This is a genomic window from Advenella sp. S44, assembly GCF_002810445.1.
Classification (GTDB): Bacteria; Pseudomonadota; Gammaproteobacteria; order Burkholderiales; family Burkholderiaceae_B; genus Advenella.
In genome coordinates, this window is record NZ_NEXS01000009.1 from 345875 (window position 1) to 369506 (window position 23632).

Below are 23632 nucleotides of genomic sequence, written 5' to 3' on the forward strand. Positions count from 1 at the left end.
GGCAACAATACAAAAAAGCCTCGCACTCAATATCTGAGCGCGAGGCTTTTTACCAACTGCGGCATATGCCCGCAACGGTCAGCCGTGCAGGCAGTATTGCTTCAAGGGAAGCAATACGTGTGAGGGCTGCAGTTACTCGGCAGGCTTGTCCGACTCTTCGCTGGCTTGTTCCGGTGCATTTTCCTGCGCACCCTCCAGGCCACCCAGCGCTTTGGCTGACAGACGCAGACGGCCACGGTCGTCGGCTTCAATTACCTTGACCTTGACTTTCTGCCCGACAGTCAACACGTCATTGATATTGGCAATGCGGTAGTTGGCGATTTCAGAGATATGCAGCAAGCCGTCGCGGCCTGGCAGAATCTGCACGATACCACCAAAGTCCAGCAGGCGTTGCACCGTACCTTCGTACACCTGACCCACCTCAACCACAGCAGTCAGCTCGGCAATACGCCGCTCGGCTTCCTTGGCTTTGTCCAGATCGGCGCTGGAAATGGTGACCACACCTTCGTCGCTGATATCGATATGGCAACCGGTTTCTTCGGTCAACGCACGAATCGTGGCGCCGCCCTTGCCGATGACATCACGGATTTTTTCCGGATTGATTTTCATGGACAGCATGCGTGGTGCGAACGTAGACAGTTCCTCGCGTGAGCCAGTCAGCGCATCGGTCATTTTGCCCAGGATATGCATACGGCCTTCACGGGCCTGAGCCAGTGCAACCTGCATGATTTCCTTGGTGATGCCCTGGATCTTGATATCCATTTGCAAAGCAGTGATACCGTTTTTGGTGCCGGCCACTTTGAAATCCATATCGCCCAGATGATCTTCATCGCCCAGGATATCGGTCAGCACAGCGAACTTGCCACCGTCCTTGATCAGGCCCATGGCCACACCTGCTACGTGATCTTTCACAGGTACACCAGCATCCATCATCGCCAGTGATCCGCCACAAACCGACGCCATAGAAGAGGAACCATTGGATTCTGTAATTTCAGACACGACACGAATCGTGTACTGGAAGTCTTCATGGGCAGGCAGCGTTGAAATCAGCGCGCGCTTGGCAAGGCGGCCATGACCGATCTCACGGCGTTTTGGCGCACCGAAACGACCGGTTTCGCCCGTGGCAAACGGAGGCATATTGTAGTGAAGCATGAAGCGATCACGGTGTTCGCCCATGACTGAATCAATAATCTGTTCATCCTGCTTGGTGCCCAGCGTCGCGACAACCAGCGCCTGCGTCTCGCCCCGGGTAAACAGCGCACTGCCGTGTGTACGCGGCAATACGCCCAGACGAATAGAGATAGGACGCACGGTACGAGTATCACGACCGTCGATACGAGGCTCACCAGCCAGAATCTGGCCACGCACAATATTGGATTCCAGATCGAAAATAATATTTTCGATGGCCACGTTATCGGGCGCTTCCTGACCAGCCTTCTCAGCCTGCTCTGCCAGTGTCTGTTTAACGGCAGCAGTCACTTCACGCAATTTGGTCGTGCGTTCCTGTTTCTGACGGATTTCATAGGCGCTTTTCAGGCCGGGCTCGGCTGCCGCTGTCACTGCAGCAATCAGCGCTTCGTTTTTCGGCTCTGGCTGCCAATCCCACTCAGGCTTGCCGGCCTCGGCCACCAGGTCATGAATCGCATTGATTGCCGCTTGCATTTGCTCATGGCCATATACTACGCCGCCCAGCATGATTTCCTCGGACAATTGCTTGGCTTCGGACTCGACCATCAGTACGGCATTTTCAGTACCAGCAACGACCAGATTCATTTCTGAATCGAGTAGTTGATCTTGTGTCGGATTCAGCAAATACTGGCCATTCATATATCCCACGCGCGCTGCGCCAATTGGGCCGTCGAACGGAATACCAGAGACGGCCAGCGCCGCAGAACTGCCGATCAGTGCAGCGATATCGGGATCGATTTGAGGATCAACCGACAGCACATGGATAATGACCTGTACTTCGTTATAGAAACCTTCAGGAAATAGCGGACGCAACGGGCGATCGATCAGGCGCGATGTCAGCGTTTCTTTTTCAGAGGGCTTGCCTTCACGCTTGAAGAATCCACCGGGAATACGGCCGGCAGAATAGGTCTTTTCTACATAGTCAACAGTAAGAGGGAAAAAGTCCTGTCCGGGCTTGGCATTTTTCGCTGCCACGACGGTGGCCAGCACAACGGAATCACCCATTGAAACCACAACGGCGCCTGACGACTGGCGGGCGATTTCGCCGGTTTCCAGTACAACAGTCTGATCGCCATACTGAAACGACTTGGTCACTTTGTTAAACATTTTTCAATCCTTACAATAAAGCCAGAGAGGTCGGGCCGTTTTCAGTCGTACACCACGATTCTGTGTACGCGTACCGATCCCGTTCCGGCACAATAAAAAAAACCGTGCCAGGCGCCAGCCTGGCGCTCTGCACGGTTTTGTGTTGGGCGCAAACCCAATATCACTTACGCAGACCGAGTTTTTCGATGAGTGAGCGGTAAGCGTCAGGGTTACGACCTTTAAGGTAGTCGAGCAGTTTACGGCGACGGCTAACCATGCGCAGCAAACCACGACGTGAGTGGTGGTCTTTCATGTGTTCTTTGAAATGACCGGTTAATTCATTGATACGGGCGGTCAGCAATGCAACCTGCACTTCAGGGGAACCTGTATCGCCTTGAGCGCGACCGTATTGAGCAACAATTTCAGATTTTTTGATATCAGCAACTGACATATCGAATAAGCCTCATGAACTGGCGGTAAAACCGAGGCGTTTTACCGTGGAGTATTAAAAATAAAATAACAGATAATTTCCCGACCAAAGTGCCACCAGCAAAAACAACGCGATCGCCACAGGCACAAACAGTAAACTGCCCTGTAACCATCGGCTTTCGAATGCTATTGGTTGCACTGCGAACCGGCCACCGGTCTCCAGAAATACAATTAAAATATTGGTGGAAATATAGGTGACACGCCCTGAAATTTAAGTGCTAGACTGTACCACCACAGCAGTTCCAGCTTCGCCGCAGCATTACAGCCGCTCCATCATAACTAATCTGATTAAAACCGATCCGATCAAACCGATCCACTCAGAACGGGTGCGATTAAAAAACCGGCCCCATCAAAACTGTTCTGATTACAACGGGTCTGTCACAGCCGTTTCACACAGCCATTTCATCACAACTGTTCTATTACAGATTAACACGCTACAATGGATTTTCCAGAAACGCCACGCAAGATATGCGTCTGGCATTCAGTCAAGACCGACAATTATATATGATTCGGCCCGAAATTACACGTAAACCTGAGCCATCCGAGTCCAAATATGCCTAATATTCGTTGTTTTTCCCAACTTGCGGGCTTTTTTACCACCACTTACCGGCATCGGTTGCCTGCAGCGGCGTCTTTCGCCGGGTCTGAGCATACACGCAAACCCATCAGAATGATGGTTCTGGCCAGCCTTTGCGCCACGCTGGGCGCCTGCGCCACCTATCGGGACGTGCCGCCCAATGCGCCCAAAGAGGTCGTTCTGGAAACCATGGGAACGCCCAATTTCACCTGCCCCATGCCCGATGGCGGCATCCGGGCTATCTGGACCCAGCAGCCCAACGGCCAGTACGCCTATGGCACACGATTCAATAGCGCGGGCATCGCAGACCGGGTGGAACCCATTCTGACCGATGCAAATTTTCGCAAGCTGGATAAGGGCGTCTGGACACCACAGGATGTCACCTGCGAGTTCGGTCCGCCGGCCAAGGTCAGTCGGGTCGGGTTGGGCGACAAGAACGAGGTCGTCTGGGAATATCGCTATAAACAGGCCAATGTCTGGAACTCGCTGATGTATGTGTACCTGGGCCGCGATGGTCAGCAGGTCACTCGTCACCACCCTGGCCCTGATCCTGCCTACGAACACGAATTTGAATTCATGGGATTTTAGGCCAGCCAGAAAGGCCGGCCCCACATCAATCCTTTTTGAACCAGTCTTTGGGCTTGCCTGCGTCTTGCGGGTCCGCAATATGCGGCTCGCTGCGTGAAGAGGCCTGCCCGTTATCGCGCTGATTATCTTGCGTCGGTTCATGAGCCGACGACTTGGAAGCCATCTGCCCTTTATCGCTCACTTTTTTTTGCACTGGCCCATGAGGGGACGAGGTGGAAGCAGACCTGGCGCTATTGGCCTGCGCCGCCTCTGCCTCTCGGCTTTCGCGACGACTATCGTGCAGCTTCTGGGCTCGGCGCCAACGTAAGTACCAGACGACCCAGCCCGACAGCCCGTACACGATAAACAGCAAAAACAGCACAATGGGCGGATCGGATGAGACAAAAGCGAAAACAAGCACCAGCACCAGCATGATGTTTTGCGGTGACAGCTTTTTCTCAAGCGCCAGCGATTTGCCGCTGAAAAACGGCGCATTGGAAATCATGCTGATGCCTGCATAAACGGTCATGACGAAAGTCAGCCAGGCCAGCGACTCGTAGTCGGGGATACGATTATCGACAGATAGCCAGACGAAACCCGCGACCAGGGCAGCGGCAGCCGGGCTGGGCAATCCCTGAAAAAAGCGGCTATCGACCACGCCGATATTGGTATTGAAACGGGCCAGACGCAGCGCCGCACCGGCCACATAGATAAACGCGGCGATCCATCCCCAGCGCCCCAGCGCCTGCAATTGGTATTGATACATCACCAATGCCGGCGCAACACCAAAAGACACCATATCCGACATGGAATCGTATTGCTCGCCAAAAGCCGACTGGGTGTTCGTCAGCCGCGCCACGCGCCCATCCATGGCGTCCAGAACCATCGCCACGAAAATTGCGATTGCTGCCACCTCGAAGCGTCCGCTCATGGCCTGCACGACGGCGTAAAAACCGGCAAACAAATTGGCCGTCGTAAACGCATTGGGCAGCAGGTAAACGGCGCTGCGCGGACGTGGCAGATTTTCATTCATGGCTGGTTGCTCTGATTGCCAGTTGAAGTCAGTTGCGGCAAATCGGCCAAGGCCGTGGATGTGGCAGACACTTTGTCGCCGATAGCCACGCGAGGTCGCGAATCGGGCGGCAGATAGACATCGACGCGCGAGCCAAACCGGATGAATCCATAACGCTCGCCGGCGCCACGGGTATCACCAGGTTTGACATAGCACAGAATACGACGGGCGACCAGGCCAGCCACTTGCACAACGGTCACATGCTCGCCTGAATCCAGACTGATATGCACGGCATTTCTTTCATTTTCCACAGACGCCTTGTCAAGCGCGGCATTGACGAAAGAGCCCGGATAATATTGAACCTGGGTTACCCGGCCACTGACCGGGAAACGATTGGAATGCACATTGAACACATTCATGAACACACTGATTTTGAGGGCCTCGTGCTGCGTATAGGGATCGGTCGTCTTGTCGACCGACACGATGCGCCCGTCAGCGGGCGACAGCACGACCCGCTCGCCGTCTGGCGCCTGGCGTTGCGGATCACGGAAAAACTGAATCACGAAAATGGCCAGCAGCCAGAAAATCAGCCCGACGCCAAAAGACCAAAAAGACACCAGCAACGCCAGAATGAGAGACCCGGCGATAAAGGGCCAGCCCTCTCGGGCCAGAACAGGATGCGGGTAGGATGGTTTAAACATGCAATGGTTGCCGACAAATTAAAACGTCATTTTAGTCGCAAACACTCCTTGCGGAGAATGGGGATACACCAAATGTGCAATTTTTGTATCACAAGCCGCATTTTCATGCCCAATGCTGCAAGTCGAAGGCGGCCACGCGTCTCTGAAACCAGCTAACTGCACAATGGGCGTGGCCGATCCCAAGGCGGCAAGCCGCATTGGCCTCATCACAAGGAACATATATCATCAGCAATAGACGTTCTTTATCAAACCAAAGACTCATTCTTCAACAAAAGTAGTCGCCCGTTCTTTGCCAGACGAAAACCGCCCTGCGTGCGTGCATCGGCAAAGCCATTCTGGTGCATTCGCTTGACACCACAATGCAATATGTATCCATATGTATATATTGTTTGAAAGTACGTTAAAATCCATTAAAAATACAACTGCGGTTTTAGTCAGAAAAAGAGTTCTTAAAAATTAGGGTAAAACCTGAACCCTAAGCATGAGCATTTCGTTCATACTAGCAACACCGTTATAAAGGAGTTATCCATGAAGTTATCAAGTCTCGTGCTTGCTGCACTTATTTCTTCAATTGGTTTGTCTGCCCACGCCGAAGGCCGTCTGGACAAAATCAAAAGTACAAAAACAATTTCTCTGGGTCATCGCGACTCCTCCATTCCTTTTTCCTACCTGGACGGTGGAAAGCCAATCGGGTACTCCAAGGAAATCTGTGACGGCATCGTCAAGGCGCTCGAAAAACAACTGGGTATCGAACTCACGGTCAAACAGGTTCCTGTGACATCGGCCAGCCGTATCCCGCTGATCATGAACGGCACGATTGACCTGGCTTGCGGTTCAGCAACCAACAACGCAGAGCGCCAGAAGCAGGTCAGCTTTGCGCCCACCACGTTCGTGACTGCAACGCGCTTTGTATCGGCCAAGGCTGACAATATCAAGGATGTGGCCGGCTTCAAGGGCCAGACAGTTACTTCCACCGCCGGCACCAGCAACATCAAATGGCTCGCCGCCACCAATGCCAAGGAAAACCTGGGCATGAACATTATTCCTTCCAAAGACCACGCGGGCGCCTTTCTGACAGTTCAGGCCGGTCGTGCCAAAGCGTTCTTCATGGATGACGTGTTGCTGGCCAGCCTGGTTGCCAACTCAGAAGACCCTGACAAATGGGCCGTCAGCGACGAAGCGCTCACGATCGAGCCTTACGCGATGATTCAGCCCAAGGATGATCCTGAGTTCAAGAAAGCGGTGGACGACGCGGTAATCGCCATGATCAAAAGCGGCGAAATCGAAAAGCTCTACAAAAAATGGTTTGAAAGCCCCATTCCTCCGAAGAACATCAATATGAATCTGCCTATGTCAGAATCGCTGAAAAAAGCGCTTGCCAATCCAACAGATTCTCCAGACCCGGCCACTTACCAATAACCGGTTTCTGTCCGACGGCACAAAACACAGCGGAAGCGGGTTTTGTGCCGTTTTTTGTTTTCTATAAATTGCGTATCAAATTATGTCAATTTCCACATTATTTTGTGACCCGGCCAATATCGATAACGCGTCCCTGTTTTGCCAGATATCCCCTAGCGGAAATACGTATCTGGAAGCGTTCACGACGGCCGTGCTATGGACGCTGGAGCTGTCTGCGATCGCGTGGGTGCTTGCCTTCATCACGGGTGTCGCCGTCGGTATCGGGTTAACAAGCCAGAGTCGACTGGTATCCCGATTCTGTTCAGCCTATGTCGAGCTGTTCCGAAACATTCCCCTGCTGGTGCAGTTGTTCCTCTGGTATTACGTGGTGCCCCAAGTGCTGCCCGAATCCATGGGCAAGGCGATCATCAGCATGCAGTATCCCTATTCCGTATTCTGGCCAGCGGTATTGTGCCTGGGCCTGTTTACCTCTTCGCGGATCGCTATTCAACTGTCATCGGGCATTCGTTCCTTACCGCGAGGTCAGTCCATGGCAGCAACGGCGTTGGGTCTGACCCGTGTGCAGATGTACAGATATGTACTGTTGCCCATGGCAATGCGTATCATTACACCGCCAATGACTTCTGAAATGCTCAACCTGCTGAAGAACTCTTCGGTTGCCTATACCATCGGTCTGCTCGAAATTACCGGCGCAGCAGCATCCATGCAGGAATCCACATTCCAGACATTCCCGTCATACATGGCGGCAACTGCCCTGTACGTCATCATCAACTTATTGATTCTGGTAGTCATGTCAGCCGTTGAACGTTTTTTCAGTGTTCCTGGCTTTATTTCAGGCAAAGGGTAGGAGCACACGATGAATTTTCAAGATTTGCTTATCTCTGCGTCATCTGTCAGCGTTGCCGCCTTTGACTGGGGCGTTATCCAGCAGGCGGCGCCGGCCCTACTGAAGGAAGGCCTGGTCTTTACGCTGAAGCTGACGCTGTACTCAACCGTTCTTGCCCTTCTGTGGGGCACCATCCTGGCCATGATGCGTCTGTCATCGATCAGGGTGTTCCGGTTTTTTGCCAGCTCTTACGTGAACGTCATGCGTTCACTGCCCCTGATCCTGATCCTGTTCTGGTTCTTTTTCCTGGTGCCCTATATCCTGGGATGGTCCGATTTCATGTGGGAGACTTATGTCAATGGCAATGAGTCGGCCAGACTGGTCTCGCGACCACTGAACGGCTTTACCTGCGCAGTCATTACTTTTACCCTGTTTGAAGCGGCCTATTTCTGCGAAATCATGCGTGCCGGAATCCAGTCGATCCCCCGTGGGCAGGTCGGGGCTGGCTATGCGCTGGGCTTGCGTTACTTTCAGGTTATGCGGCTGATTGTGCTGCCGCAGGCATTCCGAAATATGATGCCTGTGATCTTCACACAAATGATCGTGCTTTTCCAGGACACGTCTCTGGTGACGGTACTGTCGCTCAATGACCTGCTGGGCATGGCCCGCATTAACGCCGACATTACCGGGCGCCCGGTTGAGCTGTATATCTTTGCAGCTGCTATTTATTTTGTTATCTCTTTAGTTTGCTCTCGTCTGGTCAAAGTGGTCGATCGGCGTATGACGATTATTCGATAAGGTATTTCTCCATGGCTATGATTGAATTTAAAAACGTTAGTAAATGGTATGGAAAATTCCAGGTCCTGACCGATTGCACAACCGAAATCAACAAAGGTGAAGTTGTGGTAGTTTGCGGTCCGTCGGGCTCAGGCAAATCCACCCTGATTAAAACGGCCAACGGTCTGGAACCCTTCCAGAAGGGCGAGATTTTCTTCAACGAGATCTCGGTCGGAAGCCCGAAAACGGATCTGCCCAAACTGCGCTCGAAAATCGGTATGGTGTTTCAGCATTTCGAATTGTTCCCGCATCTTTCCGTGATGGAAAATCTGGCGCTGGCGCAAATCAAGGTTCTGGATCGCTCCAAGGACGAAGCCATGGAACGCGGTCGCAAGCTGCTGGATCGCGTGGGGCTTATTGATCATAAAGACAAGTTCCCAGGCCAGCTCTCAGGCGGGCAGCAACAACGTGTCGCCATCGCCCGGGCGCTCGCCATGGACCCCATGGCCATGCTGTTTGATGAACCGACTTCTGCGCTTGACCCTGAAATGGTGAACGAAGTGCTTGACGTCATGGTCGATCTGGCCAAGGAAGGCATGACCATGATGGTGGTCACCCACGAAATGGGTTTTGCCCGCAAAGTGGCTGACCGCGTGGTTTTCATGGACGAAGGACAAATTGTCGAAGATTGCGTCAAGGAAGAGTTTTTCGGCAACCAGCAAGCACGCTCGGAACGAGCCAAGCATTTTCTGTCAAAAATCCTCGGGCATTAATCCGCAGAGCCTCGCAAAATGATAAAAAATCGGGCAATGACTTTGCCCGATTTTTTTATTCCGCCCTGCCGCTGTTACCGCCAGACCGGTCATGGAGCGGCTTGTGCCCATTGCGGGACAGGCTGCCTGGTTACACGCGTTCGATAATAACAGCGGCGCCCTGGCCGACACCAATACACATGGTGCACAAGGCATACCTGCCACCAGTGCGCTGCAATTGATACATCGCGGTTGTTACCAGGCGCGCGCCGGAGGCGCCCAGCGGATGCCCCAGGGCGATCGCGCCACCATTAGGATTGACATGAGCGGCATCGTCCGGCAGGCCCAGGTCACGCGTCACGGCCAGGGCTTGAGCGGCAAAGGCCTCATTGAGCTCGACCACATCCATTTGCTCAATGTTCATGCCCGTCTTTTCCAGTACCTTGCGCACCGCAGGAATCGGGCCCACGCCCATCACGCGCGGCGCGACCCCGGCCACAGCCATACCCACCACGCGAGCCTTGGGCTTGAGGCCGTATTTTTTGACGGCTTCATCCGAGGCCAGCAATAATGCGCAGGAACCGTCATTGACGCCCGATGCATTACCCGCAGTCACACTGCCGTCAGCGCGCACCACGCCCTTGAGTTTGGTCAGCGCCTCGGCCGAGGTAGCACGCGGATGCTCGTCGGTATCGACCACGACCGGATCGCCCTTGCGTTGCGGCACGCTGACAGGAATGATCTCGTCCTTGAAAATGCCATCTGCAATAGACTTTGCTGCACGCTGCTGACTGCGCAATGCAAAGGCATCCTGATCGGCGCGGGAAATTTTATAATCGTCAGCGACATTCTCAGCCGTTTCCGGCATGGAATCCACGCCAAAGGCGGCTTTCATTTTCGGATTAATGAATCGCCAGCCGATTGTCGTATCTTCAATTTTAGCGGTACGCGCAAACGCAGACTCGGCTTTGCCCATGACAAACGGGGCACGCGACATGCTCTCGACACCACCGGCAATCATCAGGTCAACTTCACCGGACTTGATCGCCCGCGCAGCTGTCCCTACCGCATCCAGACTGGAGGCGCAAAGCCGATTCAGTGTCGCGCCGGGCACCTGTACATCAATGCCTGCCAGCAAAAGCGCCATACGCGCCACATTGCGGTTATCTTCGCCAGCCTGATTCGCGCAGCCATAAATGACATCGTCCACTTTGCTCCAGTCTACGCCCGGATTGCGTTCCATCAATGCCTTGATCGGCAGCGCAGCCAGGTCATCGGTGCGAACGGTGGACAGGCCGCCGCCGTAACGGCCAATAGGCGTACGGACAGCATCACAAATATAAGCGTTATTCATACATTTCCTCTGTGTTATTTCAATCTGATACTGGTATCTTGCTGCCGGTCAGGCGAAGATCAATTTTGCGCCGGTCAGCGACTGTAGTTCCTCGTTTGTGATATCAACTAGTTTTTCCACAACTGTCATACCGGCTGCTGTAACTTCCAGCACCGCAATATCGGTATAGACACGGCTGACGACGCCCAGGCCTGTCACCGGCAGCGTGCATTTCTCCAGAATCTTGGGCGAGCCATCCTTTGCATTGTGTTCCATCAGGATATATACCTTGCGGGCGCCGACTGCCAGATCCATGGCCCCGCCCACCGCAGGTGGCTCTCCGGGCCGGCCCAGCGACCAATTGGCCAGATCGCCGCCGGCAGATACCTGCATGCCGCCCATGATGCACAGATCCAAGTGTCCGCCGCGCATAATGGCAAACGAATCGACATGATGAAAGAATGCGCCGCCGGTTAGCAATGTCACGGGCTTTTTGCCGGCATTGATGAGCTCTGCATCAATGTCGTCCCCTGTGGCGGCCGGGCCCATGCCCAAAATACCGTTCTCGCTATGCAAAAGAATCTCATCTTCTGCCTTCAGGTAATTGGCAACCAGCTCCGGCATGCCGATGCCGATGTTGACATAACTGCCGGGAGCGATATCTTTGGCCAGACGTTCGGCCATTTGGTTTCTGTTCAATTTATTCATCATATGACCTGCTTAACTGGAGACGGCCGGATTGGCGACTTGAACAATCCGATTCACGAAAATTCCGGGGGTGATAATCGTTTCCGGATCAAGCTGGCCCAGTTCGACTTTCTGCTTGACCTGCACAATCGTCGTTTTGGCCGCCATGCACATGACCGGCCCGAAATTGCGAGCCGCCTTGCGATAAACCAGATTACCCCAGCGATCCCCCTTCTCGGCCAGGACCAGCGCAAAGTCGCCATGGATCGGCTTTTCAAATACATAGTTCACGCCATCAATATTGCGTGTTTCCTTGCCTTTTGCCAGATCCGTGCCGTAGCTGGTTTTAGTATAAAACCCGCCAATACCGGCACCGGCCGCATGCAGCCGCTCGGCAATCGTGCCTTGCGGGACACATTCGAGCTCGATTTTTCCTTCCTTGTACATTTCATTGAAGACATAGGAATGAGATGCCTTAGGAAAGGAACAGATCATCTTACGAACACGGCCTGCCTTGATCAGCGCAGCCAGGCCCGTATCGTGGTTGCCCGCATTGTTGTTGACGACGGTCAGCTCTTTCGCGCCCTGATCAATCAGGGCATGGATCAGCTCTGTCGGATGGCCCGCGCCACCGAATCCGCCGATAAGCACGGTGGCGCCGTCAAAGACATCGGCGAGCGCCTCGTGGATATCGTCCAAAAATTTATTAATCATCTGTTATACCTGTGTTTTCTTTTATCTGTAACTGTGCTTGTGCCATTGCTGCTGCAAGCCATTATTTCATATTTCGTGCGTGTTATTTACCCAAGCGCGCGCCACAAGACTTTTCCCGACGAGGTTTTCGGCAGCGCGTCTGTGAAAACGACAAGTCGTGGCGCTTTGTACGAAGCCATTTTTTCGCGGCACCAGTCAATAATGTCCTGTTCGCTGACACGGCCGCGACTGTTTTCTCGCAACACCACCCAGGCCTTGACGGTTTCACCGCGTTTTTCGTCAGTCACGCCCACGACGCAGGCTTCGAGAATCGCCGGGTGGGCATACATCATGGACTCCACTTCAGCGGGCCAGACCTTGAAACCCGAGGCATTGATCATACGCTTGAGCCGGTCCACCATAAAATAGTAGCCGTCCTCATCCATGCGCCCGAGATCTCCGGTGCGTAAAAAGCGTTTGCCATCAATGGTAATGAAGGCCTCGGCCGTTGCTTGCGGACTGTTCCAATAGCCCTGCATCAGTTGCGGACCATGCACCACGATCTCACCGACTTCGCCCTGTGGCACCTCCTGCAGCGTGGCCGGATCAACAATGCGTGAATCCACATCAAAAATCGGAATACCCAGGCATTGCCGTTTCGGATGCCGCTCCGGATTGATATGCGATGGCGCCATGACTTCAGACATTCCGTAACCTTCAATATACGTGAGTCCGAAATCACGCTGCAGTTTTTCTGCAACCGCTTCCGGCATGGCTGCCCCGCCGCCACTGATGCGCGCAATACTGGACAGGTCATAGTCATGCAAATCGGGCATGGCCAGCAAGTCCACCACCATCGGTGCGATAAGCGCCAGCCGGCCAATACGATACCGTTCGATGCATTGGGCCGCCACCACCCGATCCCAGCGCGTCATGATAACGATAGTTGCACCCAGATAGATTGCGCTGTTCATGACGCCTTCCATCCCGGTTACATGGAAAAACGGCAACACGCCAAGATACACTGCGTCCTGGTTTCCGCCGTCGTACCACACCGCGGCCGATACCGTGTTGTACATGGTGGAGCGATGCGTGTGGATACAGCCTTTTGGATGTCCGGTGGTGCCCGAGGTATAGGGCATGACGGCCATGTCTGCGGACAGCGCGCTTGACGACAGAGGCACATAGCCGCCAGCCAGGACATCGCGCCAAAGCACCAGTCCATCGCCAGTCAGTGGCTGCGCCGGCGTGGCAACAACATCAGGTACACGCTGGTCTGTACCCGCCTGAGGCAGGTAATCGTGATAGGCAGCAACCAGCTTGTGCGCGGGCGCAAACGCGCCAAGCGTAGCAACCTGGTCGTGCAATTCCTGTCCGTAAATGATGACAGTGGCGCCGGTATCACGAATGTAATGTTGCAGCTCGTCGGCACGATTCATCGGGTTAACCGGCACAACCACCGCGTCTGCCCGCAGTATGGCGTAATAGGCTAGCACAAACTGCGGGCTGTTTTGCATATATAACAACACCCGATCACCCTTGCGCACGCCGCAGTCAGACTGCAAAAATCCGGCCAGCGCCTGCACCTGTTCTAGCACCTGTCCGTAACTATAGGTCGCGCCGTAATACACCAGACATGTTTTCTGCGGATAGCGTTGCGCCGATATCTCCAGATTGGCGTGCAGGGCCGTTTCGGGAATACTGAGCGTGCTGCTGCGCCCACGCGGCCAGACGGCGGAGTAATCGGGCCTGGTCATGCCACTTCGAACAACCCGGCTGCGCCCTGACCGCCCCCGATGCACATGGTGACCACGACATATTTGACACCTCGGCGCCTGCCCTCGATCAGAGCGTGGCCGACCATGCGCGCTCCCGACACCCCGTACGGGTGGCCCACAGCGATCGCACCGCCATTAACGTTGAGCCGGTCATCGGGAATGCCCAGTTTGTCGCGACAATACAGTACCTGGCAGGCGAACGCCTCGTTCAATTCCCACAAACCGATATCATCCACCTTCAGCCCGGCCCGCTGCAGCAGGCGCGGCACCGCAAAGACCGGCCCGATTCCCATTTCATCGGGCTCACAACCAGCAACGGCAAATCCGCGGAAGATGCCCAATGGTGCCAGGCCACGCTGGCGCGCCAATTCAGCATCCATCAACACGCATGCTGATGAACCATCCGAAAACTGGCTGGCATTACCGGCAGAAATCGACCCTTTCGGAAATACCGGACGAATCCTGGAAACCGCTTCGAGCGTCGTATCTGGCCGGATGCCTTCATCTGCAGCAATGGTGACTTCACGGCGGGATATGCCGCCAGTGGCTTTATCAAAGACACTCATGACAGTTGTCATGGGTACGATTTCCTCACTGAACAGGCCTTCTGCCTGCGCACGGGCTGCGCGCTGCTGACTGCGGGCGCCGTATTCATCCTGCACCTGTCGCGATATACCATAACGCGTGGCAACGGTCTCTGCCGTCTGCAACATGCTCCAGTACACTTCGGGCTTATGCTCGCGCAACCACGGATCCTGACGCATGAGTGTATTGGCGTCATTCTGCACGCAGGAAATGCTTTCGACACCGCCTGCCACCAGAACCGGCACCTGGTCGACAATAATGCGCTGCGCCGCCATGGCGATTGCCTGCAGCCCCGAAGAGCAGAAGCGATTGACTGTGACACCGGCGCAACTTACCGGCAATCCGGCGCGCAAGGCAATGGCGCGGGCAATATTGCCGCCCGTTGTTCCTTCGGGCAAGGCCGAGCCGATAATGACATCTTCGACTTCAGCCGGATCAATGCCGGCACGCGCCACCGCGTGCGACACCGAATGGGCGCCCAGGGTTGCGCCGTAGGTCATATTGAATGCGCCTTTCCAGGATTTTGCCAATCCGGTGCGCGCAGTGGAAACGATTACTGCTTCTCTCATGTCTCTTCTCCAGGCTGGACCCGTCGCTTATCGCCGCTAAGCGATCCCGGGCCCGGTCAACATAAATTCAATCGTATTCAATCGGAATGCTTGAATGATGCCGGCTCCAGCTGCCGCCAGGCGGCCGGCGTTCCAAAATCAGACAGTCCGATTATTCTGTTTGCAATGATAAAAAAGGCGGGGGCCCTTACTTGCCCGCCGCCATGCTTTTTTTATTTAAGTGGCTCACCGCTTTGGGCATGTTCGTCCAGCAACGCAGCCACCTCCCACGCCTGCGGACGGGCTGAGTTTGCGCCGAACTGTCGTAGCGCCCGGACAACATTGAACAGGCCTGCCTGCTGCGCATAGTGCATGGGGCCACCACGATGTAGCGGAAAGCCATAGCCATTCAGGTACACAATGTCGATGTCCGACGCTCGCAGTGCAATACCCTCTTGGAGAATCTTCGCGCCCTCATTGGCCAGCGCATAAACGCAACGCTCAACAATTTCCTGGTCGCTGATCTTGCGTGGTGTGACGCCCTTTTCCTGACGGAAAGTCTCGATCAGTTTTTCCACCTCAGGGTCAACCTGCGGCTTGCGATCGCCGGCCACATAGCGATACCACCCTGCACCCGTTTTCTGCCCGAAGCGGCCCGCCTCGCACAGGCGATCGGCGACGACCTCTTCATACCCGGCTGGATCGGCTTGCTTCTTGCGCTTGCGAATCGCCCAGCCGATATCCAGTCCGGCCAGGTCGCCAACACGATACGGCCCCATGGCAAAGCCGAAGTTTTCCAGTGCACGGTCAATCTGCGAAGGCGCGGCGCCCTGCAGCATTACCTCATCGGCAGCATCACGATAGGCATACAGCATGCGATTGCCGATAAAGCCATCGCATACACCCGAGACAACCGGCTTTTTGCCGATCTTTTTGCCCATATCGATACATGTGGCCAGCACGTCCTTGGCGGTTTTGTCACCACGTACAATTTCCAGCAGTTTCATCACGTTGGCCGGACTGAAAAAATGCAGTCCGATCACGTCCTGCGGACGTTTGGTAAACGCCGCAATCTGATCGACGTCCAGTGTCGACGTGTTGGAAGCCAGAATCGCTCCGGGCTTGATCACACGATCCAGTTCGCGAAATACCACTTCCTTGACACCCATATCCTCAAAGACCGCTTCGATGACCAGGTCTACTTCGTTCAATGCGTCATAGGACAGCGTCGTGCTGAGCAGATTCATACGCTCTTCCACTTGCTCGGCCGTAATCCGCCCTTTCTTCATGGTGTTTTCATAGTTCTTGCGGATAGTCGCCACGCCACGCTGCAGCGCCTCTTCTTTTTGCTCAAGCAGGACCACGGGTATACCGGCATTCAGGTAATTCATACTGATGCCGCCACCCATGGTGCCGGCGCCGATCACGCCGACCCGGGCGATCGGACGCAAGGGCGTATCGGCCGGCACATCGGGAATTTTGGTGGCCGCGCGTTCAGCCGCGAACACATGGCGCAACGCCAATGATTCTGGCGAAGCAAGCAGTTGGGTAAAGTGCCGGCGCTCAAAGGCCAGACCCTCGTCAAAAGGCATCTGAGTGCTGGCCGCGACGGCCTCAACGCAGGCTGCCGGCGCAGGAAAGCGCGCCGAAGCGGCCTTGGCCGCATTGCGGGCATTGAGCAACAAGGCATCGGCATCCGCATCGTTGACCTTCAGGTCACGGACCCGTTTGCGCGGCGCATCTGCCGCCAGCCCTTTGGCAAAGTCAATCGCCGCCGCCTGGGGATCGCTATCGACCACTTTATCGAACAAAGCAGTCTCCACCAATGACGCTGCCTTGACAATCTGGCCTGACACAATCATGTTCAGCGCTTTTTCCAGACCCACAACGCGCGGCAGCCGCTGGGTCCCGCCTGCACCCGGCAGAATACCCAGCTTGACTTCGGGCAGACCCACCTTGGCAGCAGCGGCAACAACACGATAGTGCGCACCCAGCGCGAGCTCCAGCCCGCCCCCAAGGCATACGCCATTGATGGCAGCGACAACCGGCTTGGCCGATTGCTCCAGCACTTCTATGACCGTGCGCAGTGTGGGCGCCTGATGCGCCTTGGGCGTGCCAAACTCGGTCACATCTGCGCCCCCCGAAAACGCTCTCTCGGATCCGCCCAGCACGATAGCGCGGATCGCCGCATTGCTGTTGGCGCGATCAACACCTTCAACGATGGCCTTGCGCAACCCATGGCTAAGCCCGTTTACGGGCGGATTATTGAAAGTAATAACGGCAACCCCGTCCTGTTCTTTGTAAAACGCATGCTCCATGGCGATGTCTCCTGTTCCGGCCTGATGAAAAGACGGCACGTTGTCACTACGCCTTTTTGTTTCGCATAGCAGAATTTCCGTACCCTGATAATTCTTTGATAATACTCCGTGCCACCCACGAGTGTAAAGCGAATTGTAGGCTGAAAGCATTTCCATGTTTTTGATATCCCTGTCTTTCCATTTAATCCATTGCTCGCTATAATCAATTCCATAAATCAATTTTGTATTCCACAGTGCAGAATAAATAAAAATAAGCCAGCCGCTGACCGCAACGGCGGCGGTTTTGCTTGCGCTGCTCAATAATTTGAAAAGGAATTTCCGTCCATGGATATCCGCTACACCACTGAACAACTGGCCTTTCGCGATTCCGTTCGCGCATTCCTGCAAACCGCAGTGCCTGCCCATGTTCGTGACAAAACGCGGCAGTGCCTGCCGCTGTCAAAAGACGAACGCGAGCAATGGCAGCGCAGTCTGTTTGAACAAGGCTGGGGCGCCCCGTCATGGGCGGTGGCGTTCGGCGGCACCGGCTGGGACGCGGTGCAACGCCATATCTTTGAAGAAGAATGTGCCGCCTTCGGCGCGCCGGAACAATTGCCTTTCGGACTGAAAATGGTCGCGCCCGTGATCCAGAAATATGGCAGCAAGGAACAACAGGACCGGTTTCTTCCGCGCATATTGTCCGGCCAGGACTGGTGGTGCCAGGGGTATTCCGAACCGGGTGCAGGCTCTGACCTGGCCTCGCTCAAAACAACGGCGGTGCGCGATGGCGACGACTATATTGTCAATGGCCAGAAAACCTGGACTACGCTGGCTCAGCATGCCGACTGGATTTTCTGCCTGGTGCGCACCAATCCCGAAGTGCGCAAGCAGGAAGGCATTTCATTCCTGCTCATCGACATGAAAACGCCAGGCATCACGGTGCGCCCCATCATCATGCTGGACGACGGGCATGAAGTCAATGAAGTCTGGCTTGAGAATGTGCGCGTCCCCGCTGCCAATCTGATCGGCGAAGAAAACAAAGGCTGGACCTACGCCAAGTTTCTCTTGGGCCACGAAAGAACCAATATCGCCCGCGTTGGCCGTTCCAAGGCGGCGCTGCAGCAGGTCAAAACGGCGGCCGCCCGGCAAATCGGCAATGACGGCCAGCCGCTGTTACACGATATGCGCTTTCGCGATCGCCTGGCACAGGTCGAGCTGGACTTGATGGCACTTGAAATAACCAATCTGAAATTGATTTCGCAAGAAGGCGGCGGCCACGCGCCCGGGCCGGAAGCCTCCATTTTGAAAGTCAAAGGTTCCGAAATCCAGCAGGCTATTACTGCGCTGGCATCGCAGGTCGCCGGCCCGTATGCGGCGGCCCATATTTTGCCGGACGATCAGGTACACGAACTTTCCGCAGCGTTCCCGCAGGAGCAGGAACACATGACGGCACAATATTTCAATTACCGCAAAACAACCATCTACGGCGGATCCAATGAAGTGCAGAAAAGCATTATCTGCCGGATGATTCTGGGACTGTAAACGGCCCGCCATCCCTTCCCGATACAGAACAGAATACGCTACGGAGTCATCCACATGGACTTTACCTTTACCGAAGAACAGCTTGCATTGCAGGATACGCTTACCCGCTTTATCGACAAAGACTATACATTCGAACAGCGCCGGAAAAACCTTGCCGCGAACCGTCATGAAAACGAAGGCGCCTGGGCTGCCTTTGCGGAACTGGGCATACTGGCCCTGCCCTTTGCCGAACAGGACGGCGGCCTGGACGGCACAGCACTGGACACCTACCTGGTGATGCGCTCGTTGGCCAAAGGACTCATTCTTGAACCCTACATCAGCACGGTCGTACTATCAGGCTCGTTCCTGCAGCAGCACGCCACACCGCAACAACGCAGCGTACTCATTCCCGCCATTGCCGATGGCTCGACCCGCTTTGCATTTGCACATTATGATGTGGAGTCACGCTACCAGGAGTCGCGCATCCATACGCGGGCAGTAAAGCAGGCAGACGAGTGGATATTGAATGGTCACAAGGCCATGGTGATTGACGCCCCGGTATGCGACCACTGGCTGATCACTGCCAGGACAGCCGGTCAGGACCATGACAGCCATGGCCTGTCGGTGTTTCTGGTCAAGGCCGGCCATCCGGGCATCAGGCTCAAATCTTACCGGCTGCATGATGGCCATCAGGCGGCAGACCTTGTCATGGAAAACGCCCGCTTGCCACAAGAAGCCCTTATCGGCGCCGCAGATACGGCTTACCCGGCCATCATGCAGGCGCTGGCCGCCACCCACGCTGCGCTCTCGGCCGAAGCGGCCGGGTTGATTGAAGCGCTGAACACAGCCACTCTGGAATATCTGAAAACACGAAAGCAGTTTGGCGTGGCCATCGGTACCTTCCAGGCCCTGCAGCATCGCATGGCCGATATGGCGATTGCGGCAGAACAGGCAACCTCCATGGCGCTGTTGGCCGCCATCAGCCTGGCGAGCGACGATCCGCAAGAGCGCATCGTCAAAGCTGCCGGCGCAAGAGTGCTGCTGGCCAGACTGTCCCGCCACGTCGGCGAAGAAGCCGTGCAACTGCATGGCGGCATGGGCGTGACCGATGAGCTGATCGTTCCGCATTATTTCAAACGCGTCACAGTGCTAAACAGCCAATATGGCGATCCGGACTTTCATTTACAACGATATAGTGATAGCTTGCTGACTTCGCAAAAAGATAATGACGCCGCTTAAGGAAACACCCGTAACATGATTGACCAGAATATTCCCGAACACTATCGACTGCTGAACCGTTTCAGCACCTTTTCAGACCTGACCGGGCCATTTTATGAAAAGGTGATCGACGGACGCCACGTGGGTATCGGCATCCGGGTAAAGCCGACGCATTTGAACAAGGTCGGCGTCGCTCACGGCGGCCTTGTCATGACCGTTGCCGATAATGCATTTGGCGATGCCATTCTCCACGCCCATGACGAGCCGGTGGCTTTCGTGACCATGTCGCTGACCTGCGAATTCATGTCACCCGTGCGCGAAGGCGACTGGCTCGAAGCGAGCGTGGATATTCAACGCAAGGGCAAACGGGTCGTATTTGCCAATTGTGATTTGCGCGTAGGCGACAAGAAAGTGGCATTTGCCACCGCCCTGTTTTCCATGATCGACAAAAAAGCCTGATCCGCGTTCGCCGATTGCGGGAGCCTATTTTCAGGCTGTCCGCAGGACCGCGGCCTGTCCCGCGATGTCGTATTCTGGCTTGCTACACTGCTGTCTGTCGCGCGATGCCTCAGCGCGCCTGGGCGATCACGCAGGCTGGCCCACCGTCTCTTTCAATTTGCGCACGACTTCCAGCAGTTTGGGTCGCGCCTCTTCAAGCAGATATTGCTCGGACAGGCTGAAGGACGGTCCGCCGCAACTGATTGCCATGATCGGAAACTGACGCCCCAGGTTCAATCCTACCGCGATGGCGTTGACATCTTTTTGCCAGTCGCCGAACGAACAGGTGCATCCGAGCCGTTCATAGTCTTCCAATGAAGAGGCGATCCCGGTCATCAAGGCTTCACTGGCCAGTTCATCCAGTTCCCGCACCCGCCCGAAAACTTCTTCGCGCTCCTGCAGCGGCACTTCTGCCAGATAGGCCCTACCCATGGCGGTAGACACAATGGGAATGCGAGCGCCCACGTCCATGCTCAGCGTGAGCGCAGACCGGCTGCGACAGTTTTCCAGATACAGCATGGACAAACGGTCGCGTGTCCCCAGGGTCACCATGCCCTGGGTTTCGTCCGCCAGCGCCTGCATGAGCGGCCGGGCCACCTGGCGAATATCGAGTTTTGCCAGCAGGCCCACGCCCAGCGACAAGGTGGCCATACCCAGCTGATATTTACTGGTCTCTTCATTGTGAGTCAGATAGCCGAGCTTTGTCAGGGTATAGGTAATGCGTGAAACCGTTGATTTAGGCAGCTTGCAGCGGCTGGCGATTTCCTGATTACCCAGCACCTTATTGCCAGAACGAAAGCAGGCCAGTACATCAAGCCCACGGGCGATTGCCGTGATGAAGTGGCGATCGTCCTCATATTCACTGGCCAAAGGCGGCTTGTTAATGGTTTTCCTGATGTCAGATGTCATAAGTAATTTCGCAGGCACAATTCCAATGTGCAGAATATAAGGCAAAATGGCCATGCCCCACGCATTTAGCGCTTCACATTCGCCAAAAAGTATAATAATACCCGTTTTATACTATGTTTAAAAAGAAAATTCCATTGCCCGCTGCTCCAGAGTAGTCTATTATTGAACGCGGATCGTTTGTACCTGTATAGCGTTAATGTACCGCAATGCAGAATATAGTTTCGAATTTTTTGGTCGACCCGGCGCATAGCAACGGGCGCGAACGGGTTTCGGGACTTTGCTGTTGAGACTTTGCGAAGTCTGCGACGTCAGCAGTACACCGGTGTTGCGCTAGCGTCGCATTTGATTGTCACGCGAGCTTCGCTTACGGCCGTTTTCTCGGGCGATGTATTTGTCGGTTCACGATAGGCATTTCCCATGATATTTTCTGATCGAGGTTTGTATTTATGACTCATCCTGTCGTACAAAATTTGCGCGCTAAAATGTCGCTTCCCGTGATTTGCTCTCCCATGTTTATCGTGTCCAATCCGGCTATGGTGATTGAGCAGTGCAAAAGCGGGATGATCGGATCATTTCCGGCACTCAATGCCCGTCCGGCCTCACTGCTGGACGATTGGCTGGCACAAATTACCACCACGCTGGATGAGGAACGCAAGCAGCACCCTGAACAAAAAATCGCGCCTTTTGCCGTCAATCAGATCATTCATACGTCAAACGACAGGCTTGACCATGATATGCAGGCCTGCGAAAAATATAAGGTCCCTGTCATTATTACCAGCCTGCGTGCGCCCACAGACGTGGCGTCGGCCGTGCATGGCTGGGGCGGGCTGGTCTTTCATGATGTCACGACCATTCGCCATGCCGAAAAAGCCCTTGAGGCGGGCGTTGACGGGCTGATCCTGGTGGCCGCAGGCGCGGGGGGCCATGCCGGTACGCTCAGCCCTTTCGCGCTGGTATCCGAAATTCGTAAATTTTACGATGGCCCCGTTATTCTTTCCGGCTCCATCACCAATGGCGATGCCATTCTGGCAGCCCAGGCCATGGGCGCCGATTTTGCGTATATCGGCACTCGCTTTATCGCCAGCGTAGAGGCCAATGCCGATCCGCGCTACAAGCAGATGATTGTCCAGGCGAGCGCCAAGGATATTTTGTATACCCCGTTTTTTACTGGCATTCCCGGCAATTACCTGGCGCCGAGCATTACGGCGTCCGGACTGGATCCCGACAATCTGAAAGTGGAAGAAAAATCGTCCACCAATTTTGGCTCGACGCGGGTCAAGGCGTGGAAGGATGTCTGGGGCGCCGGTCAGGGCGTGGGCACCATTGACTCGATCGATCCGGTTGCCACCATCGCACAACGACTGCAACAGGAATATCAGACGGCGCGCCAGCGCCTTGAGATCGGGCAAGCGTCATGAGCGAGGCCACCACAACCACCCTGCTCGTCAATATTAGCCAGCGGGTTATGACACTGACTATCAACCGGCCCGCACAGAAAAACGCGCTGGATAGCGCCACCTATGGTGCGTTGACTGCGGCATTGACACAGGCTAACGCAAGAGATGACTTGCATGCCATCGTACTGACCGGCGCCGGCGGCTATTTCACCGCAGGCAACGACCTGCACGATTTTGTCAAAGCGCCCGAAGGCGCCAGTCCTGGCCTGACGTTTTTGAAGGCAATCAGCAAAGTCAACATCCCCATTATCGCAGCCGTTGAAGGCGGCGCCATCGGCATTGGCGTCACGATGCTACTGCATTGTGATTTTGTGGTCGCCGGCACCGGCACGCAATTTCGCATTCCCTTTGTCCCCCTGGGTCTATGTCCCGAAGGCGCATCCAGCCTGTTGCTCGCCCGTTATGTCGGCATCCGCAAGGCCAATGAATGGCTTTATCGCGGTATGCCGTTTACCGCAGAAGAGGCCCAGCAGGCAGGACTGATAAACCGGGTTGTTGTCGCCGGCCAGGCAGAAAGCACCGCCCAGGAACTGGCCCGCGAAATGGCCGATCAGTCCAGGCTGGCACTGACCAGCACCAAGGCGCTGATGCAGCGCGCATCAGCGCAAGAGGTTGCCGAAACCCTGGACGCCGAACGCGAACGTTTCGCGCAATGTCTGGCTTCGCCCGAAGCCCGGGCGGCGTTCAGTCGCTTTCTGGCAAAATAGCACGCTC

Annotated in this window: 20 protein-coding genes and 1 pseudogene; 10 read left to right on the plus strand and 11 right to left on the minus strand. The window is 55.1% G+C overall.

What is annotated here, in order from left to right; translation table 11 throughout:
* Positions 1-132: 132 nt before the first annotated feature.
* Both pnp and rpsO read right to left on the minus strand, forming a co-directional pair.
* Positions 133-2295 (minus strand): polyribonucleotide nucleotidyltransferase, encoded by a 2163-nt coding sequence (gene pnp, locus CAP48_RS15425; RefSeq protein ID WP_100698263.1) that lies wholly within the window; start codon positions 2293-2295, stop codon positions 133-135.
* Positions 2296-2455: 160 nt separating this feature from the next.
* Positions 2456-2725, minus strand: coding sequence for a 30S ribosomal protein S15 (rpsO, locus tag CAP48_RS15430; RefSeq protein ID WP_014751468.1), 270 nt, complete (start codon positions 2723-2725; stop codon positions 2456-2458).
* Between the two features lie 711 nt (positions 2726-3436).
* Here rpsO and CAP48_RS15435 point away from each other — a divergent pair.
* Positions 3437-3928, plus strand: coding sequence for a hypothetical protein (locus CAP48_RS15435; protein ID WP_369806366.1), 492 nt, complete (start codon positions 3437-3439; stop codon positions 3926-3928).
* A 250-nt stretch (positions 3929-4178) separates the two neighbouring features.
* Here the strand turns inward: CAP48_RS15435 and pssA are convergent.
* Together pssA and CAP48_RS15445 are read right to left on the minus strand one after the other, a co-directional pair.
* Positions 4179-4940 (minus strand): annotated as a pseudogene (gene pssA, locus CAP48_RS15440) (CDP-diacylglycerol--serine O-phosphatidyltransferase); the annotation flags it as partial.
* On the minus strand, positions 4937-5620 hold the full coding sequence (locus CAP48_RS15445; protein WP_100698271.1) for a phosphatidylserine decarboxylase: 684 nt from the start codon (positions 5618-5620) through the stop codon (positions 4937-4939). The pseudogene pssA and the gene CAP48_RS15445, both read right to left, overlap by 4 nt.
* Positions 5621-6148: 528 nt before the next feature.
* Here CAP48_RS15445 and CAP48_RS15450 point away from each other — a divergent pair.
* The 4 genes from CAP48_RS15450 (at position 6149) to CAP48_RS15465 (ending at position 9415) form a co-directional block, all read left to right on the plus strand.
* On the plus strand, positions 6149-7039 hold the full coding sequence (locus tag CAP48_RS15450) for an amino acid ABC transporter substrate-binding protein (protein ID WP_100698273.1): 891 nt from the start codon (positions 6149-6151) through the stop codon (positions 7037-7039).
* Between the two features lie 82 nt (positions 7040-7121).
* Positions 7122-7886 carry an amino acid ABC transporter permease gene (locus CAP48_RS15455; RefSeq protein ID WP_100698275.1) on the plus strand — a complete coding sequence of 255 codons (765 nt, stop codon included), beginning with the start codon at positions 7122-7124 and terminating at the stop codon, positions 7884-7886.
* Between the two features lie 9 nt (positions 7887-7895).
* Entirely contained in the window at positions 7896-8663 is a 768-nt protein-coding gene (locus CAP48_RS15460) for an amino acid ABC transporter permease (RefSeq protein WP_100698277.1), read from the plus strand.
* 17 nt (positions 8664-8680) lie between these two features.
* Entirely contained in the window at positions 8681-9415 is a 735-nt protein-coding gene (locus CAP48_RS15465; protein WP_100698683.1) for an amino acid ABC transporter ATP-binding protein, read from the plus strand.
* 130 nt (positions 9416-9545) lie between these two features.
* Here CAP48_RS15465 and pcaF read toward each other — a convergent pair whose 3' ends face one another.
* The 6 genes from pcaF to CAP48_RS15495 form a co-directional block, all read right to left on the minus strand.
* Positions 9546-10748, minus strand: a complete 1203-nt coding sequence (pcaF, locus tag CAP48_RS15470; protein ID WP_100698279.1) for a 3-oxoadipyl-CoA thiolase — start codon at positions 10746-10748, stop codon at positions 9546-9548.
* 48 nt (positions 10749-10796) lie between these two features.
* Positions 10797-11435, minus strand: coding sequence for a 3-oxoacid CoA-transferase subunit B (locus CAP48_RS15475; protein WP_100698685.1), 639 nt, complete (start codon positions 11433-11435; stop codon positions 10797-10799).
* A gap of 12 nt (positions 11436-11447) precedes the next feature.
* Positions 11448-12128: a 3-oxoacid CoA-transferase subunit A gene (locus CAP48_RS15480; RefSeq protein ID WP_100698281.1), complete on the minus strand. Its 681-nt coding sequence runs from the start codon at positions 12126-12128 to the stop codon at positions 11448-11450.
* Between the two features lie 86 nt (positions 12129-12214).
* A complete protein-coding gene (locus CAP48_RS15485) occupies positions 12215-13864 on the minus strand; it encodes a long-chain fatty acid--CoA ligase (protein ID WP_100698283.1) in 1650 nt (549 codons plus the stop codon).
* Positions 13861-15039 (minus strand): acetyl-CoA C-acyltransferase, encoded by a 1179-nt coding sequence (locus tag CAP48_RS15490; RefSeq protein WP_100698285.1) that lies wholly within the window; start codon positions 15037-15039, stop codon positions 13861-13863. Before CAP48_RS15490 ends, CAP48_RS15485 begins: the two co-directional genes overlap by 4 nt.
* Positions 15040-15251: 212 nt before the next feature.
* On the minus strand, positions 15252-17336 hold the full coding sequence (locus CAP48_RS15495) for a 3-hydroxyacyl-CoA dehydrogenase NAD-binding domain-containing protein (RefSeq protein WP_100698687.1): 2085 nt from the start codon (positions 17334-17336) through the stop codon (positions 15252-15254).
* Positions 17337-17660: 324 nt separating this feature from the next.
* Here CAP48_RS15495 and CAP48_RS15500 point away from each other — a divergent pair, with 324 nt between their 5' ends.
* The 3 genes from CAP48_RS15500 to CAP48_RS15510 are packed head-to-tail and all read left to right on the plus strand — an operon-like array spanning position 17661 to position 20513.
* Positions 17661-18857, plus strand: a complete 1197-nt coding sequence (locus CAP48_RS15500; RefSeq protein ID WP_100698287.1) for an acyl-CoA dehydrogenase family protein — start codon at positions 17661-17663, stop codon at positions 18855-18857.
* Positions 18858-18911: 54 nt separating this feature from the next.
* Positions 18912-20075: an acyl-CoA dehydrogenase family protein gene (locus tag CAP48_RS15505; RefSeq protein WP_100698289.1), complete on the plus strand. Its 1164-nt coding sequence runs from the start codon at positions 18912-18914 to the stop codon at positions 20073-20075.
* Positions 20076-20090: 15 nt separating this feature from the next.
* Positions 20091-20513: a PaaI family thioesterase gene (locus CAP48_RS15510; RefSeq protein WP_100698291.1), complete on the plus strand. Its 423-nt coding sequence runs from the start codon at positions 20091-20093 to the stop codon at positions 20511-20513.
* A 126-nt stretch (positions 20514-20639) separates the two neighbouring features.
* Here CAP48_RS15510 and CAP48_RS15515 read toward each other — a convergent pair whose 3' ends face one another.
* The gene (locus tag CAP48_RS15515; RefSeq protein WP_100698689.1) at positions 20640-21461 is read right to left on the minus strand and encodes an IclR family transcriptional regulator; all 822 of its coding nucleotides are present in this window, start codon (positions 21459-21461) and stop codon (positions 20640-20642) included.
* A gap of 446 nt (positions 21462-21907) precedes the next feature.
* Between CAP48_RS15515 and CAP48_RS15520 the strand changes: the two genes are divergently transcribed.
* Together CAP48_RS15520 and CAP48_RS15525 are read left to right on the plus strand one after the other, a co-directional pair.
* A complete protein-coding gene (locus tag CAP48_RS15520) occupies positions 21908-22879 on the plus strand; it encodes a nitronate monooxygenase family protein (RefSeq protein WP_100698293.1) in 972 nt (323 codons plus the stop codon).
* Complete coding sequence (locus tag CAP48_RS15525; protein WP_100698295.1) at positions 22876-23625, plus strand: enoyl-CoA hydratase-related protein; 750 nt, start codon at positions 22876-22878, stop codon at positions 23623-23625. The genes CAP48_RS15520 and CAP48_RS15525 overlap by 4 nt, the downstream gene beginning before the upstream one ends.
* Positions 23626-23632: the final 7 nt, after the last annotated feature.

What these genes read in the sequence shown, in the direction of transcription:
- pnp (WP_100698263.1), bottom strand. Translation starts at nt 2,295, where the DNA reads ATGTTTAACAAAGTGACCAAGTCGTTTCAGTATGGCGATCAGACTGTT.
- rpsO (WP_014751468.1), bottom strand. Translation starts at nt 2,725, where the DNA reads ATGTCAGTTGCTGATATCAAAAAATCTGAAATTGTTGCTCAATACGGT.
- CAP48_RS15435 (WP_369806366.1), top strand. Translation starts at nt 3,437, where the DNA reads ATGGTTCTGGCCAGCCTTTGCGCCACGCTGGGCGCCTGCGCCACCTAT.
- CAP48_RS15445 (WP_100698271.1), bottom strand. Translation starts at nt 5,620, where the DNA reads ATGTTTAAACCATCCTACCCGCATCCTGTTCTGGCCCGAGAGGGCTGG.
- CAP48_RS15450 (WP_100698273.1), top strand. Translation starts at nt 6,149, where the DNA reads ATGAAGTTATCAAGTCTCGTGCTTGCTGCACTTATTTCTTCAATTGGT.
- CAP48_RS15455 (WP_100698275.1), top strand. Translation starts at nt 7,122, where the DNA reads ATGTCAATTTCCACATTATTTTGTGACCCGGCCAATATCGATAACGCG.
- CAP48_RS15460 (WP_100698277.1), top strand. Translation starts at nt 7,896, where the DNA reads ATGAATTTTCAAGATTTGCTTATCTCTGCGTCATCTGTCAGCGTTGCC.
- CAP48_RS15465 (WP_100698683.1), top strand. Translation starts at nt 8,681, where the DNA reads ATGATTGAATTTAAAAACGTTAGTAAATGGTATGGAAAATTCCAGGTC.
- pcaF (WP_100698279.1), bottom strand. Translation starts at nt 10,748, where the DNA reads ATGAATAACGCTTATATTTGTGATGCTGTCCGTACGCCTATTGGCCGT.
- CAP48_RS15475 (WP_100698685.1), bottom strand. Translation starts at nt 11,435, where the DNA reads ATGAATAAATTGAACAGAAACCAAATGGCCGAACGTCTGGCCAAAGAT.
- CAP48_RS15480 (WP_100698281.1), bottom strand. Translation starts at nt 12,128, where the DNA reads ATGATTAATAAATTTTTGGACGATATCCACGAGGCGCTCGCCGATGTC.
- CAP48_RS15485 (WP_100698283.1), bottom strand. Translation starts at nt 13,864, where the DNA reads ATGACCAGGCCCGATTACTCCGCCGTCTGGCCGCGTGGGCGCAGCAGC.
- CAP48_RS15490 (WP_100698285.1), bottom strand. Translation starts at nt 15,039, where the DNA reads ATGAGAGAAGCAGTAATCGTTTCCACTGCGCGCACCGGATTGGCAAAA.
- CAP48_RS15495 (WP_100698687.1), bottom strand. Translation starts at nt 17,336, where the DNA reads ATGGAGCATGCGTTTTACAAAGAACAGGACGGGGTTGCCGTTATTACT.
- CAP48_RS15500 (WP_100698287.1), top strand. Translation starts at nt 17,661, where the DNA reads ATGGATATCCGCTACACCACTGAACAACTGGCCTTTCGCGATTCCGTT.
- CAP48_RS15505 (WP_100698289.1), top strand. Translation starts at nt 18,912, where the DNA reads ATGGACTTTACCTTTACCGAAGAACAGCTTGCATTGCAGGATACGCTT.
- CAP48_RS15510 (WP_100698291.1), top strand. Translation starts at nt 20,091, where the DNA reads ATGATTGACCAGAATATTCCCGAACACTATCGACTGCTGAACCGTTTC.
- CAP48_RS15515 (WP_100698689.1), bottom strand. Translation starts at nt 21,461, where the DNA reads ATGACATCTGACATCAGGAAAACCATTAACAAGCCGCCTTTGGCCAGT.
- CAP48_RS15520 (WP_100698293.1), top strand. Translation starts at nt 21,908, where the DNA reads ATGACTCATCCTGTCGTACAAAATTTGCGCGCTAAAATGTCGCTTCCC.
- CAP48_RS15525 (WP_100698295.1), top strand. Translation starts at nt 22,876, where the DNA reads ATGAGCGAGGCCACCACAACCACCCTGCTCGTCAATATTAGCCAGCGG.